The sequence below is a fragment of the Microbacterium sufflavum genome (assembly GCF_023101165.1).
GTDB lineage: Bacteria > Actinomycetota > Actinomycetes > Actinomycetales > Microbacteriaceae > Microbacterium > Microbacterium sufflavum.
Genome location: NZ_CP078076.1, coordinates 495,358 through 507,997 on the forward strand (window position 1 = coordinate 495,358; position 12,640 = coordinate 507,997).

The 12,640-nt window shown below is 73.3% G+C and carries 13 protein-coding genes; 5 read left to right on the forward strand and 8 right to left on the reverse strand.

What is annotated here, in order from left to right:
• The first annotated feature begins 34 nt into the window (after positions 1-34).
• Entirely contained in the window at positions 35-313 is a 279-nt protein-coding gene (locus KV394_RS02570) for a hypothetical protein (protein ID WP_247982235.1), read from the forward strand.
• 83 nt (positions 314-396) lie between these two features.
• On the opposite strand, the gene rocD is transcribed toward KV394_RS02570, so the two are convergent.
• The 6 genes from rocD to KV394_RS02600 all read right to left on the reverse strand — a co-directional run bounded on the left by rocD (position 397) and on the right by KV394_RS02600 (position 8,137).
• Positions 397-1,620 carry an ornithine--oxo-acid transaminase gene (gene rocD / locus KV394_RS02575; RefSeq protein WP_240744654.1) on the reverse strand — a complete coding sequence of 408 codons (1,224 nt, stop codon included), beginning with the start codon at positions 1,618-1,620 and terminating at the stop codon, positions 397-399.
• The gene (ddaH, locus tag KV394_RS02580) at positions 1,617-2,495 is read right to left on the reverse strand and encodes a dimethylargininase (RefSeq protein ID WP_136034148.1); all 879 of its coding nucleotides are present in this window, start codon (positions 2,493-2,495) and stop codon (positions 1,617-1,619) included. The genes rocD and ddaH overlap by 4 nt, the downstream gene beginning before the upstream one ends.
• Positions 2,496-2,661: 166 nt before the next feature.
• Positions 2,662-3,654 carry an NAD(P)-dependent alcohol dehydrogenase gene (locus tag KV394_RS02585; RefSeq protein WP_247982236.1) on the reverse strand — a complete coding sequence of 331 codons (993 nt, stop codon included), beginning with the start codon at positions 3,652-3,654 and terminating at the stop codon, positions 2,662-2,664.
• Complete coding sequence (locus KV394_RS02590) at positions 3,651-3,881, reverse strand: helix-turn-helix transcriptional regulator (RefSeq protein WP_136034144.1); 231 nt, start codon at positions 3,879-3,881, stop codon at positions 3,651-3,653. The genes KV394_RS02585 and KV394_RS02590 overlap by 4 nt, the downstream gene beginning before the upstream one ends.
• Positions 3,881-4,315, reverse strand: coding sequence for a hypothetical protein (locus tag KV394_RS02595; protein WP_136034142.1), 435 nt, complete (start codon positions 4,313-4,315; stop codon positions 3,881-3,883). Before KV394_RS02595 ends, KV394_RS02590 begins: the two co-directional genes overlap by 1 nt.
• Positions 4,316-4,483: 168 nt before the next feature.
• Positions 4,484-8,137 (reverse strand): proline dehydrogenase family protein, encoded by a 3,654-nt coding sequence (locus KV394_RS02600; protein WP_247982237.1) that lies wholly within the window; start codon positions 8,135-8,137, stop codon positions 4,484-4,486.
• A gap of 74 nt (positions 8,138-8,211) precedes the next feature.
• Here KV394_RS02600 and KV394_RS02605 point away from each other — a divergent pair, with 74 nt between their 5' ends.
• The 3 genes from KV394_RS02605 to KV394_RS02615 are packed head-to-tail and all read left to right on the forward strand — an operon-like array spanning position 8,212 to position 10,039.
• The gene (locus tag KV394_RS02605; RefSeq protein WP_136044621.1) at positions 8,212-8,892 is read left to right on the forward strand and encodes a hypothetical protein; all 681 of its coding nucleotides are present in this window, start codon (positions 8,212-8,214) and stop codon (positions 8,890-8,892) included.
• Positions 8,889-9,452, forward strand: a complete 564-nt coding sequence (locus KV394_RS02610; RefSeq protein WP_247982238.1) for a DUF4352 domain-containing protein — start codon at positions 8,889-8,891, stop codon at positions 9,450-9,452. Before KV394_RS02605 ends, KV394_RS02610 begins: the two co-directional genes overlap by 4 nt.
• Complete coding sequence (locus KV394_RS02615) at positions 9,449-10,039, forward strand: hypothetical protein (protein ID WP_247982239.1); 591 nt, start codon at positions 9,449-9,451, stop codon at positions 10,037-10,039. Before KV394_RS02610 ends, KV394_RS02615 begins: the two co-directional genes overlap by 4 nt.
• On the opposite strand, the gene KV394_RS02620 is transcribed toward KV394_RS02615, so the two are convergent.
• Both KV394_RS02620 and KV394_RS02625 read right to left on the reverse strand, forming a co-directional pair.
• The gene (locus tag KV394_RS02620) at positions 9,994-11,394 is read right to left on the reverse strand and encodes a hypothetical protein (RefSeq protein ID WP_136034132.1); all 1,401 of its coding nucleotides are present in this window, start codon (positions 11,392-11,394) and stop codon (positions 9,994-9,996) included. The genes KV394_RS02615 and KV394_RS02620 overlap by 46 nt on opposite strands.
• Positions 11,395-11,433: 39 nt before the next feature.
• A complete protein-coding gene (locus KV394_RS02625; protein WP_136034130.1) occupies positions 11,434-11,994 on the reverse strand; it encodes an acyl-CoA thioesterase in 561 nt (186 codons plus the stop codon).
• 130 nt (positions 11,995-12,124) lie between these two features.
• Here KV394_RS02625 and KV394_RS02630 point away from each other — a divergent pair, with 130 nt between their 5' ends.
• Entirely contained in the window at positions 12,125-12,634 is a 510-nt protein-coding gene (locus KV394_RS02630; protein ID WP_136034128.1) for a GNAT family N-acetyltransferase, read from the forward strand.
• Positions 12,635-12,640 lie beyond the last annotated feature (6 nt).

Here is a 12,640-nt window from a genome sequence, read left to right on the forward strand (position 1 = left end):
CCGCGTCATCCGCCCCGCGCCGTACGGTCGGGCCATGGACGACAACATGAGCACCCCCCATCCCCAGGACCCGGCCGAGGGCGCGCCCGACGTCGACGTGCCCCAGGAGGACGGCCAGGGCGACGGCACCGGCGGCGCGATCCAGGGCGACAGCTCCCGCGGCGAGTCGACCGGCGGCGCGATTCAGGGCAGCTCCGGCCCCGGTCACGCCCCGCTCGGCGGCTCGGAGAACACGGAGGACGACCTCGCGGCGGACAACCCCGCCGAGGAGGACACCCTGAAGACGCTCGACCCGGACAACCCGCCGGCCTGAGAGCTCCCGCAGACGGAACCGCGGACGGGACGACCGGAGACCGGTGCCCGTCCGCGGATCCTTCGCGTATGCGTGTGAGGGGCTCAGCCGGCCAGCACGAGCTTGAGCTGCTCGACCGCCCAGTCGAGCTCGGTCGCGCGGATCACGAGCGGCGGGGCGATGCGGATGGTCTGGCCGTGCGTGTCCTTCACGAGCACGCCCCGCTCGGACAGCTTCTCCGCGACCGCCCGGCCCGTCCCGATCGCCGGGTCGATGTCGACGCCGGCCCACAGCCCCGCGATGCGCACCGCAGTCACGCCGTGGCCGATGAGCGGCTGCAGCGCGGCCTCCAGGTGCGCGCCCAGAGCCCGTGCGCGCTCCTGGAACTCGCCCGTCTGCATCATCTCCACCACGCGCAGCCCGACCGCCGCCGCGAGCGGGTTGCCGCCGAACGTCGACCCGTGCTCGCCCGGGCGGATCACGCCCAGCACGTCGCGGTCGCCCACCACGGCCGACACAGGGAGGATGCCGCCGCCGAGCGCCTTGCCGAGCAGGTACAGGTCGGGCACGACGCCCTCGCGGTCGCACGCGAACGTCTCGCCCACCCGGCCCAGTCCCGCCTGGATCTCGTCGGCGATGAACAGCACGTTCTTCGCGTCGCAGATCTCGCGGATGCGGCGCAGGTAGCCCTCCGGCGGGATCACGACCCCGGCCTCGCCCTGGATCGGCTCGACCAGCACGGCCGCGGTGTTCTCCGTGATCGCCGCCTCGATGGCGTCGGCGTCGGCGAACGGCACCCGGTCGAAGCCCGGCGTGTAGGGGCCGAAGTCGTCGTGCGCGGTCTCGTCGTCGCTGAAGCTCACGATGGTGGTGGTGCGCCCGTGGAAGTTGCCGTTGGCCACCACGATGCGCGCCTCGCCCTCGGGGATGCCCTTGACGCGGTAGCCCCAGGCGCGGGCGACCTTGATGCCGGTCTCCACGGCCTCGGCGCCGGTGTTCATCGGGAGCACGAGCTCCTTGCCGCACAGCTCGGCGAGCGCCGCGGCGAAGGGCTCGAGCGTGTCGCTCTGGAACGCCCGGCTCACCAGGGTCACGCGGCCGAGCTGCTCCGTGAGGGCGGCGACCAGGGCGGGGTGGCGGTGACCGAAGTTCACGGCCGAGTAGGCGGCGAGCAGGTCGAGGTAGCGCTTGCCCTCCACGTCGGTGACCCACGCGCCCTCGCCCCGCGCGATCATGACCGGCAGCGGGTGGTAGTTGTGCGCGACGTGCGGCTCCGCGTGCGCCGTGGCCTCAGCGGCCGCCGCGGTCACCGGCTCGACCGCGGTCACTTCGCACCGCGCAGTTCGAGCGTGCAGCACTTGATGCCGCCGCCGCCGAGCAGCAGCTCGGACAGGTCGACCGTGATCGGGTTGTACCCGCGCTCGCGCAGCTGCTGCTCGAAGCCCTTCGCGCGCGGCGAGATGATCACGTTGTAGCCGTCGCTGGACGAGTTGAGGCCGAACACCGCGCCGTCCTCGTCGGACACCAGGATCGCGTCCGGGAAGCGCCGCTCGAGCTCGGCCCGGCTGGCGTCGTCGAAGGCACCGGGCAGGTAGGCGATGTTGGCGCGCTCCGGGCCGCCGTTCTCCACGCCCTGCACCGGGTCGAGCACCGCGATGGCGGTGTCGAGGTGGTAGAAGCGCGGGTCGACGAGGTTGAGCGACACGACCTCGCGGCCGAACACCTCACCCACCTCGCGGTGGCTGTCGCCCGTGGAGCGGAAACCGGTGCCGGCGAGGATCACGTCGCCCACCAGCAGGAAGTCGCCCTCACCCTCGTTGACCTCTTCGGGCAGCACCGTGTCGTAGCCGTTGGCGCGGAACCAGTCGGCGAACGCCGGGGCCTCGCCCTGACGCTCGACGAAGCGGAACTCGGGCACGTACGCGCGGCCGTCGATCAGGAAGCCGCCGTTGGCCGTGTAGACCATGTCGGGGTATCCGGCGAGCGGCTCGATCAGCTCGACCTCGTGGCCCAGCTCGACGTACAGGTCGTACAGCTTCTGCCACTGCTCGACCGCACGGGCCGTGTCGGTCGGCTTGGCCGGCTCCATCCACGGGTTGATCGAGTAGTTCACCGTGAAGTGCTCTGGACGGCACATCAGGTAGTGGCGGCGGTGCGCGGTGCGCGCAGGGGCGGTGGTGACGGCGGTCTCCGGCGTCGACATGGATGCTCCTCGTGTGAACGGGCGCGGCGGACGCTGTCCAGGGGCCCGGCGGTCCTTCGACCCGTCGCTCGCGCGGGAGCGGGTGCGGGGAAGATGCGACTCGGGCACGCCGGTGACCATTGTGCCACCCGCGCCTGACCGCCCGCCAGATCCCGCGCCGCCGCGCTCAGGTGCCGCGCACGACCAGCTTTCCGACCACGTGCCCCTCCTGCAGCCGGGCGAGCGCGGCCCCGGCCCCGGCGAAGTCGTAGGTCTCGGCGATCACCGGCACGAGGCTGCCATCCGCCACGAGCTCGAGCAGCCGGGCGAGCACCTCGGGGCGGGGCGTCGCCGCGAGCGGGCGGATGCGCCGCGACCCGAGCGACAGCACGACCGCCCTCAGCATGCGCGGGATCGGACCCAGCACGGGCCCGCCGTCGCCGGTGACCAGCACCACGCGACCGCCGGGCACCACCAGTCGCTGCAGCTGCCGCAGCGGGATGCCGCCCGCGACGTCGATGATCGCGTCGAAGTGCCCCGCGGGCAGCTCGCGCAGGGGCGTGACCCGGTGGTCGAACGTGTGCACGGCCCCGAGGCGTTCGATCAGCGGCTGGTTGCGGTCGCGGCACGACGCCCACACCTCGGCCCCGCGCAGCGCGGCGAGCTGCACCGCGAACGTGCCGACCCCGCCCGACGCCCCGATCACCAGCACCCGCGGGGTGCCGCCGTGCAGTCCGACCCCGCCGAGGTCGAGCGCCTGCCACGCCGTGCCCCCGGCGACCGGGAGCGTGGCGGCGACCTCGGGCTCCACGCCCGGCGGCAGCGGCACGAGCCGGGCGGCCGGCACCCGCACGTACTCCGCGAGACCTCCGCCGCCCACGAGCTCGCCGACCACGTGCTCGTCGAGCTCGGCGCCCACCACGTCGGGCCCGACGCCCACGACCGTGCCGACGACCTCCATGCCGCGCACGGGATGCTTCGGCCGGGTGAGCCCGAACGCCGGTCGCACGAGCAGCGGATCGCCGAGCAGCAGCCGCACGTCGCCCGCATTGAGCGCGGTGGCCCGCACGCGGAGCAGCACCTCGCCGTGGTGCGGCTGCGGCAGGGGGAGGCGTTCGAGCGCGACTCCGTCGGCGGGGCCGTAGGTCTCGCGACGCCAGGCAGCCATGCGGGCGGTCATGCGGCACCTCCGGGGGCGCTCGGATAGGAGAACAGCTCGTCGAGCCCGACGCCGAAGGCGCGGGCGATCTGGAACGCGAGCTCGAGCGTGGGCGAGTATTTCTGCTGCTCGATCGCGATGAGCGTCTGGCGCGTCACGCCGACGGTCTTGGCGAGCTCGGCCTGCGTGAGCCCTGCCCGCTCGCGGTGGGCGCGGATGCTGTTGGAGACGAGGGTGGGCTTGACCATCACACGAGCCCCCGCCGGTAGGCGATCACCCGGGCGATGCCGCCGACGACCGCGGCCACGAAGAACCCGAGGAACATCGTGTTCGCGATCCAGAAGACGTCGGCTCCGATCCCGCACAGCACGATCACGCCGAGTCCGGCGATCGCCACGAACGCCTGCTCCACGCGGGCGCCCATGCGGCCGATGTCGCGGTCGCGGATGTCGGAGCGGCCGACGCCGTCGGGGTCGCGCATCCCGGCGAGGATGCCCCAGGCGACGCTGAGCAGGATGGTGCCGACGATGCCTCCGCCGATGCTCCAGAGCATGAGCGGGAACCAGTCGACCGCGGTGAGCGGCCCGCCCGCCGCCTGCTGCAGCACGAGCACCACGTAGGCGACGAGCACGATCGGGCTGATGATGAGCCCCGCCCAGACATTGCGTTCCTCGTAGACCATGACGCCCTCCGAATGTAAAGGATTCTTGACATGAGGCTACGCGCGGCGGGCAGAGGTGTCAAGAATCTTTTACACGCCCGGCGGTGCCGGATCGAAGACGCGCCGGACACGCCCGCGGAACGCACCTTTTCGACCCCGCACCGGTGGGCGGGGCGGGCGGGGGCGGGGTCAGATGACGGGAGCACTCCAGGGGTCGAGGTTGCCGTAGCGGTGCGCCGTGATGGAGATCGACTGCTCGCGCACGAACGGGAGCAGCTCGATGCGGGCGGCCGCGGTCACCTCCGCGTCGTACACCGCCAGGTCGGGGTCGCCCGCGGTCGCCGCCGCCAGCGACGCCCGCAGCGTCGCGACCGCCTCCCGGCCGCCCACCAGACGCACCCGGTCGTACCGCGCGCCCGCGCTCGCGCCCTCCGCCGGCTCCTCCTCCGCGGGCAGCAGGCGCTGCATCCACTCCTCGTCCGACTCCAGGAACACCACCGCGTCGAGGTCGCCCAGCGCGTGCCGCACCCCGGCCGGCAGCCCCACCGGGGTGGAGAGCACGAAGCCCGCCCCCGCGCGGACCCCCGCGATCACGACCCGCAGCACGTCCTGCAGCCGTGCGTCCTCGGTCGCCCTGATCTCCACGTGCCCCGGGCGGTAGCGGAACAGGTTGCGCTCCACCTCCAGCCGCGACACGTCGCGCACCCGCCCGAACTCACGGTCCCAGGCCAGGGCATCCGACAGGGCCGCGCGCCGCAGCCACTCGAAGGCCTCGTACGCCAGCGACGGCTGCGCCGACTCGATGAGCGCCGTGATACGCGAGTCGAGTCCCCGCAGGTGCAGGGTGCTCGATGCCGCGCCCCCGGGCTGCGAGCGCCACGTGCCGAGGCCGATCAGGTGGTTCGGGCCGCCCGGCTTCGCACCGGGGCCGACCGACGACCGCTTCCAGCCGCCGAAGGGCTGCCGCTGCACGATCGCCCCCGTGGTGCCGCGGTTGACGTAGAGGTTGCCCGCCTGCACCCGGTCGAGCCAGAGCGACAGGTCGTCGGGGTCCTGCGTGTGGAGCCCGGCCGTGAGGCCGTACGCGACCGCGTTCAGCAGCTCGATCGCGCGCGCGAGCGTGGGCGCGTGCATGATGCCGAGCACCGGGCCGAAGAACTCCTCGAGGTGGAAGCGCGACCCCGGCTGCACGCCCACGCGCACGCCGGGCCGCCACAGTCGTCCGCTCTCGTCGCCGTCCACGGGGGCGGGCTCGATCAGCCACCGCTCGTCGCCCTCCAGCTCGGTGAGCGCCCAGGCGAGCTTGCCCTGCGGCTGCTCGATCACGGGGCCCAGCTCGGCCGACGGATCCGCCGGCCAGCCCACGCGCAGGGAGCGGACCGCGTCGGCGAGCTGCCGGGCGAAGCGCTGCGAACGGCCGACCGGGCCGACGAGGATCGCGAGGGAGGCGGCGGAGCACTTCTGCCCCGCATGCCCGAAGGCGCTCTTGACCAGGTCGGCGACGGCCAGATCGAGGTCGGCGGACGGCGTGATGATCATGGCGTTCTTGCCGCTGGTCTCGGCGAGCAGCGGCAGGTCGGGGCGCCACGAGCGGAACAGCGCCGCCGTCTCCCACGAGCCGGTGAGGATCACGCGGTCCACGGCCTCGTCGGTGATCAGCGCCCGTCCGAGCTCGCCCTCCTCGATGTCGACCAGGGCGAGCACCTCGCGCGGCACGCCGCCCTCCCACAGGGCCTCGGCGAGCGCGGCGGCGCAGCGTCGCGCCTGCGGGGCGGGCTTGAGCACGACCCCCGAGCCGGCGGCGAGCGCGGCGAGCACTCCTCCGGCCGGGATCGCCAGCGGGAAGTTCCAGGGCGGCGCGACCACGGTCACGCGCGCCGGCTCGAACACGGCACCGGAGATCGCGTCGAGCTCGCGGCACGTGGAGGCGTAGTAGCGGGCGAAGTCGACGGCCTCGCTGACCTCCACGTCGGCCTCGGCGAACACCTTTCCGGTCTCCGCCGCGGCCACCTCGATCAGCTCCCCGCGCCGACCGTCGAGCGCGGCGGCGGCCCGCAGCAGCACCTCCGCGCGCTCCGCCGCCGGACGCGAGCCCCACGACGCGGCCGCGGCGCGCACGCCCCGCACGAGGCGCCCGAGCTCGTCGGCGTCGTCCACGCGGGCGGCGGCGAGCACGGCCTCCCCCACGGTCGAGTCGGCCAGGCGACCACGGATCCCGTCGGCCCACTCCCGGTTGGCGGGCAGCGCGAGGTCGGTGTCCTGCGCGTTGGCGAAGCCCGGAGCGCCGCCCGTGTCCTCACCGCGCTCGCGGGCCGCGTACACCGCCGTCTCCAGGAAGGCCCCGGTGTCCGCGCCGTCGGTGCCGCGGGCGATGCCCAGCACCGCCTGCGTCAGGTCGGCCTCGGGGATCGGGGCCGCGGCGGTCGGGCGGACCGACTCGTGCACGGGTGCGAGCCGGTCCTGCGTGCGGCGCGGTCCGCGGAGCAGGGTCGCGTCCGTGGAGCGGTCGAGGGCGTCGAGGAACCGGTCGCGCTCCCGGGCGAACAGCCCCTCGTCCTCGTGCAGCCGGAAGGCCGCGGACAGGAAGTTGTCGGACGACGCGTTCTCCTCCAGCCGCCGCACCAGGTAGCTGATGGCCACGTCGAACTCGGCCGGGGCGACCACGGGCACGTACAGCAGCACCGGCCCGACCTCGCGCGACACGGCCCGCACCTGGCCCTGCGCCATCCCGAGCAGCATCTCGAACTCGATCGCATCGCGCACGCCGCGCTCGCCCGCGAGCAGCCAGGCGTAGGCGATGCCGAACAGGTTGTGCCCGGCGATCCCCAGCTTCACGGCGGAGGTGTGCGCGGGCGTGAGCGCCCAATCCAGGCAGCGGAGGTAGTTCGCGTCGGTGTCGAGCTTGGTGTCGTAGGTCGCGGGGGTCCAGCCGTGCAGCCGCGCCTCGACGTGCTCCATGGCGAGGTTCGCGCCCTTCACGAGCCGCACCTTGATGCGGGCACCCCCGTGGGCCACGCGGTCCTGCGCCCACGCGGTCAGCTCCTGCAGCGCGGGCAGCGCGTCGGGCAGGTAGGCCTGCAGCACGATGCCGGCCTCCAGCCGCGCCAGCCGCGGATCCTCCAGCAGCCGCGTGAACACCGCGATCGTGAGGTCGAGGTCGCGGTACTCCTCCATGTCGAGGTTGATGAAGGTGCCGTCGTCCGCCGCGGTCAGGTACAGCGGCAGCAGACGCTGCACCACGCGGTCGACGACGACGTCGAACCCCCACATCGAGATGCGGCTCATGATGGCCGACACCTTGACCGACACGTAGTCCACGTCTGCGCGGCGGATGAGCTCGTGGATGCCGTCGAGCCGGCGCTGCGCCTCGGCCTCGCCCAGCACCGCCTCGCCCAGCAGGTTGAGGTTGAGCCGCGAGCCCGAGGCACGCAGCCGCTCGATCGCGGGGCCGAGCTTGGCGGGACGCGCGTCGACCACGAGGTGCCCGACCATGTCGCGCAGCGCCCGCCGCGCGATCGGCACGACCGGGGTCGGCAGCACGGGCGCGACACCCCCGCCCAGACGCACGGCCGAGCGCAGGTACCAGGGCAGGAACTCGGGCACGATCGGCGCGATGCGGTGCAGGCGGGCGGCGGCCGCGGTCAGGCTCTCCGGGCGCATCACCCCGTCGACGAAGCCGAGCGTGAAGGGCAGGCCGTTCGCGTCGCGCAGCACCCCGGCCAGGCGTGCGGCCGCGGGGTCGACGTCGGCCGCCGCGGCCTCGATCACCCAGCGGCGCGCCAGGTCGATCGCACGGTCGGAGAGGGGGGCGGACGACGCGGCATCCGGCGGGAGCTCGGCCATGATCCTCAGCCTATGACCGGGCCCCTGTTTCGGCGGGAGCCCGGGCCGCACGACCTCGCCCCTATGCTGTTGCCGTGACCACGACACCGCCGGAGGGGACGGCGCCGCAGGGCCGCAGCGACGCGTCCGCCGCCCGGGCCAGGGTGCTGGGGTGGGCGCGGCGCAGCATCGACCTGATCCCGACCCCGTGGCTGCTCACCGGCGCGGGGGCGCTGCTCCTCGCCGGCACCGCGGTGTTCGGCGGGCTGGAGGCGGCCGCGGTCGACCCGATCCCCGAGGTCGCGGTGGGTGAGACGTACGCGGGGTCCGACCTGGAGCTGACGGTCGTGGCGGTGGAGCTGCGCGACGACCGCGGGCAGACGTGGGTGTTCCCCGACGAGGAGAAGGGCGAGCGCGTGCTGGTGGTCACGGTCGACGCGGTGAACACCTTCCACGCCCCGCGCGGCTCGACCTCGGGCGTCCCCGAGTCGGCGGTGGTCGACGGCATCCGCATCGAGGGCCTCGACGAGAAGGGGCAGGTGTCGCGGGCCGACGACGGACGCGGGGCCCCGACGCTGCAGCCCGACGTCCCCGCACGACTGCTGCTCGCCTGGCTCGTGGGGCCGGACGACTACCGGGAGGGCGAGGAGCTCACGCTCACCCTGCCGGACTCCACGCACGCGGTCGGCTCGCGGGTGATCCGCGGGGACTACTGGACCGACGTGCGGGTCGGCGCGACCCTCACGGCGCGGATCGGCGAGGGGACGGCACCGTGAAGAAGCACGTCCTCGTGTGGCTGCTCACCGCGGCCCTGCTCGCCGGCGCGTGGGTGGTGTCGAAGGTCACCCTTCCGGACGACGCCGCGACGGCCGCGTTCCCCCGGACCACGCAGATCGGTGAGGAGGCCGCCGTGCGCAACCTCGTCGTGACGGTCACCGACGTGCGTCTGGCCGACCGGGTCGAAGACGCGGACGGCTGGTCGGCCGACGGCACCTGGCTGGTGGTCGACCTGGAGGCCGCGTCGGCGGTGACGCAGGACCTCAGCACCCTCTCGCTCGCGCAGCTCACCATCGGCGACCGCACGTTCAGCGCCACCGACCGCGGGACGACGTTCGCGCAGCAGCGGCTGGTGACCGGCGTCCCGCGCGCGGGGAGTCTGGCGTTCGAGCTGCCAGACGACGTCACGGACGACCGCGCCACCCTGCGCCTCGGGGTCGCGGGCGCCGGCATCGGCGAGGTCCTGCTCGACGGGGTCGTCGACCTGCCGCTCGACCTCGCCGACCTCCCGGTCGAGGCCGCCATCCTCCTGGACGAGAACGGGTGGGCCCGCCGATGACCACCCCTCCCCCGCCACTGCCACCCGCGACCGCGGTCGAGCCCGCACCGGCCCCGCGTCGGCCGTCGTGGTGGCGTCGCAACGCCGTCGCGCTCGTCGCACTCGCGGTGCTCGCCCCGGTCACCGCTGCGGCCGTCGGCTGGCAGGAGTGGTATCAGTACTTCGGGTTCGGGGCCAGGGCGGTCACCGCGATCACGGTCGACGAAGACGCCTCGGCCGACCTCGCCGGAGCAGAGTGGGGCCCGGTGCGCGGGGGCGAGATCGACGACGTGAGCGGCCTCGACGTCCCCGACGGCACGCGGCTGATCGCCGTGGCGGTGCCGGTCGACGCGAGCACCGCGGGCATCGGCTGCGAGCCCCCGAAGCTGGTGGAGCGGGCGACGGGCCGCGAGTGGCGCCCCGTGCGTCTGGAGATCGGGCTGCTGTCCGACCCGGACGAGCCGGAGACGTGCCTGAGCGCAGAGGCCGGGGAGTACGAGCTGGTCGTGCCGTTCGTGGTGCCGGACGACGCGGAGGGCCCGTTCTGGGTGGACGTGCGACCCTACGACGCGGGCGGCTCGTTCCTCAGGTTCGCGTTCGAGCTCTGACCCCCCACGGCATCGCGCGGCGGGGCGGCGACGACGGCCGCGGCGACCGCGTCGACCGAGGAGGGCAGCAGCCCCGCGGCATCGGCGACGGCGCGCATCTCCGCCTCGGCCGCGGAACCGGTGGTGGTGTCGGAGCGCTCCTGCTGCTTGCGTCGCAGTCGCCCGAGCGTGGCGTCGTACGCGCCGCTGATCACGGCGATGCGCACGGGCTCGATCAGCAGCATCGGGACGAGGGACACGAGGGGCGTCGCGACCGCCCAGAAGACGAAGTCGTGCGGACCGATCAGGCGGGTGAGACCGAAGGCCAGGTACGACTCGAGCGCCTTCACCACCACGTACAGCAGGGCGTAGGACGCGACCAGGAGCGGGCCGGCCCGCCACATCAGCAGCAGCGCGCGACCGATCGGGCGGAACCGGGCGCCGAGTTCGTCGCCGAGGTCTCTGAGCCGGCGCACGAGCGGGTTGGGGATGGCCTCAGCGTGCTGACGGAACCGCGACAAGAACCGGCTCTCGACGCGCAGCTTCTCGGCCACGATCGCCTGCCCGAACACGACGCCGGCGATCGTGAGCCACGCCAGCGGCGCCAGCAGCACCGGACCGGCCTCCGACAGCACCCAGCCGACCCCGTCCCACAGCCACCGCAGCGGCGCGACCGCGTCCAGCAGTCCCTCGCGCACGTCTTCCAGGACCGCCATCGCGGCTCGGCTGTCGACCCAGGCCTTGATCGCGTCGAACACGTCGCCGAGCACCATGACCGAGAAGAACACCCAGACGACCTCGAAGTACACCGCCACGGGCGAGAGCCAGGCGGCGAGTTTCGGCGACCACTTCGACCACGCCCATCGCCCGGCGAACGCGACGACGATGATCGCGATCGTCCAGACGTTGAGGGGCAGGTTGAGCACCGTGTCCTCGGAGCCGACGGCCGGTTCGCCGTTGACGCTCGCCGTCCAGATGATCCCGGAGCGCACCTCGAGGGCACGGGCCGAGTAGGTGCGCACGTCCTCGCCGAGCAGGCCCTGCGCCCAGTACACGGCGAAGAAGGGGAGGATCCCGGCGAGCAGCGCGGTGAGGAACGTCCGGCGCCGGTCGGCGGCGGACTCCGGGAGCGGGGCGACCTCCTGCAGGTTGCGCAGCCCGTCGCGCAGCACCAGGAACATGGCCACCAGGCTGACGAGCCGGGCGAGGATCGCGATGGGCAGCACCAGGAAGCCCAGCGTGGCCGAGGTGGCACCCACGAAACCGGCGATCTCGGTGATCACGTAGTGCACGAGGACCCCGGCCAGGTACCACGCCATGAGCGCGGGCCAGTGCCGCAGCAGCACGCGCCCGGCGGTCGTCAGGATGGCCAGCACAGCGTCAATATATCGGCAGTGCGCCCGCCGCGCGCCTGATCAGTTCCAGACGCTGGGGGCGGGCGTGCGCACGGGCGGGAGGGCGGACGCCGCCGCCCAGTCGTGCACCCAGGCGTCGATCTCCGGCACGCCCTCCGGCTTGCCGACCGCGGCGAACAGCTCCTCGTTGCTCACGGTGCCGCCTGTGCGCCGCAGCACGCGCGCCCGCACGATGGCCCTGGCGTACACCTCGCCGTCGACCACGGCCCGGTGCTCCAGGAACAGCGCCCTGTCGTCGTGGCCGATGAACCGCGACTGCACCTCGAAGCGCTGCCACAGCTGCAGCGACTTGCGGAACGTGATGGTCTCGCTCGAGACGACCGCGTACCAGCCGCGCTGCTTCATCACGTCGAACAGCCCGGTGCGGATCAGGTGATCCCAACGGCCGAGGTCGAACAGCGACAGATAGCGGCCGTTGTTCATGTGCCGGAGGATGTCGAGGTCGGTGGGGAGGGTCGTGACGGTGACGCTGCTCACCGCGGTCGGGTCGAGGGTCTTCCCCTGCCGCACGCGACGCCGCGCGCCGAGGATCACGAGGAGGGTCCGCCAGATCACGTTCACGAGGGACGATCGTAGCCAGCGGCGCACGAACCGTGAATATCGTTGTGCGGTTCCTCCAGGCCGTTCACCCGCGCGTCACCCCGCTCCGCGCCGATTTCGAGTTTTCACGGGCCGCGCGTAGAGTCACCGCATGAGCGCCGAAGCCCAGCCCGAAGTCATCGTCCGTCCGGTCCGTGATGTGGATGCCGAAGCCCTCGGTCGCGTGCACGCGCAGTGCTGGCACGAGACCTACGATCACCTGATCAGCAAGGCCGCGCTGGAGAAGGTCTCGCCCCGCCGCATGGCCGAGCTGTGGACGCACTGGGCCGCCCAGGGCCCCGACTTCAAGATGAACGCGGCCCTCGTCGACGGCGAGATCGTCGGCTTCGTCGGCTCCGGCCCCGCCCGCGACAAGGACGCCCCCGCCTTCCGGGAGCTCTACTTCATCTACCTGCTCGACGCGTACCACTCCACCGGCATCGGCCAGAAGCTGTTCGACGCCGCAGTCGAGAAGGACGAGCCGCTCTACCTGTGGGTCGCGGAGGACAACCCCCGCGCGCACCGCTTCTACACGCGCAACGGCTTCCACCTCGACGGCGCCTCGCACACCGAGCCCTTCCTCGGCGAGACGCTGACCGAGGTCCGCTTCGTCCGTCCCTGACGCGTC

What these genes read in the sequence shown, in the direction of transcription:
- KV394_RS02570 (WP_247982235.1), top strand. Translation starts at nt 35, where the DNA reads ATGGACGACAACATGAGCACCCCCCATCCCCAGGACCCGGCCGAGGGC.
- ddaH (WP_136034148.1), bottom strand. Translation starts at nt 2,495, where the DNA reads ATGTCGACGCCGGAGACCGCCGTCACCACCGCCCCTGCGCGCACCGCG.
- KV394_RS02585 (WP_247982236.1), bottom strand. Translation starts at nt 3,654, where the DNA reads ATGACCGCCCGCATGGCTGCCTGGCGTCGCGAGACCTACGGCCCCGCC.
- KV394_RS02590 (WP_136034144.1), bottom strand. Translation starts at nt 3,881, where the DNA reads ATGGTCAAGCCCACCCTCGTCTCCAACAGCATCCGCGCCCACCGCGAG.
- KV394_RS02595 (WP_136034142.1), bottom strand. Translation starts at nt 4,315, where the DNA reads ATGGTCTACGAGGAACGCAATGTCTGGGCGGGGCTCATCATCAGCCCG.
- KV394_RS02600 (WP_247982237.1), bottom strand. Translation starts at nt 8,137, where the DNA reads ATGGCCGAGCTCCCGCCGGATGCCGCGTCGTCCGCCCCCCTCTCCGAC.
- KV394_RS02615 (WP_247982239.1), top strand. Translation starts at nt 9,449, where the DNA reads ATGACCACCCCTCCCCCGCCACTGCCACCCGCGACCGCGGTCGAGCCC.
- KV394_RS02630 (WP_136034128.1), top strand. Translation starts at nt 12,125, where the DNA reads ATGAGCGCCGAAGCCCAGCCCGAAGTCATCGTCCGTCCGGTCCGTGAT.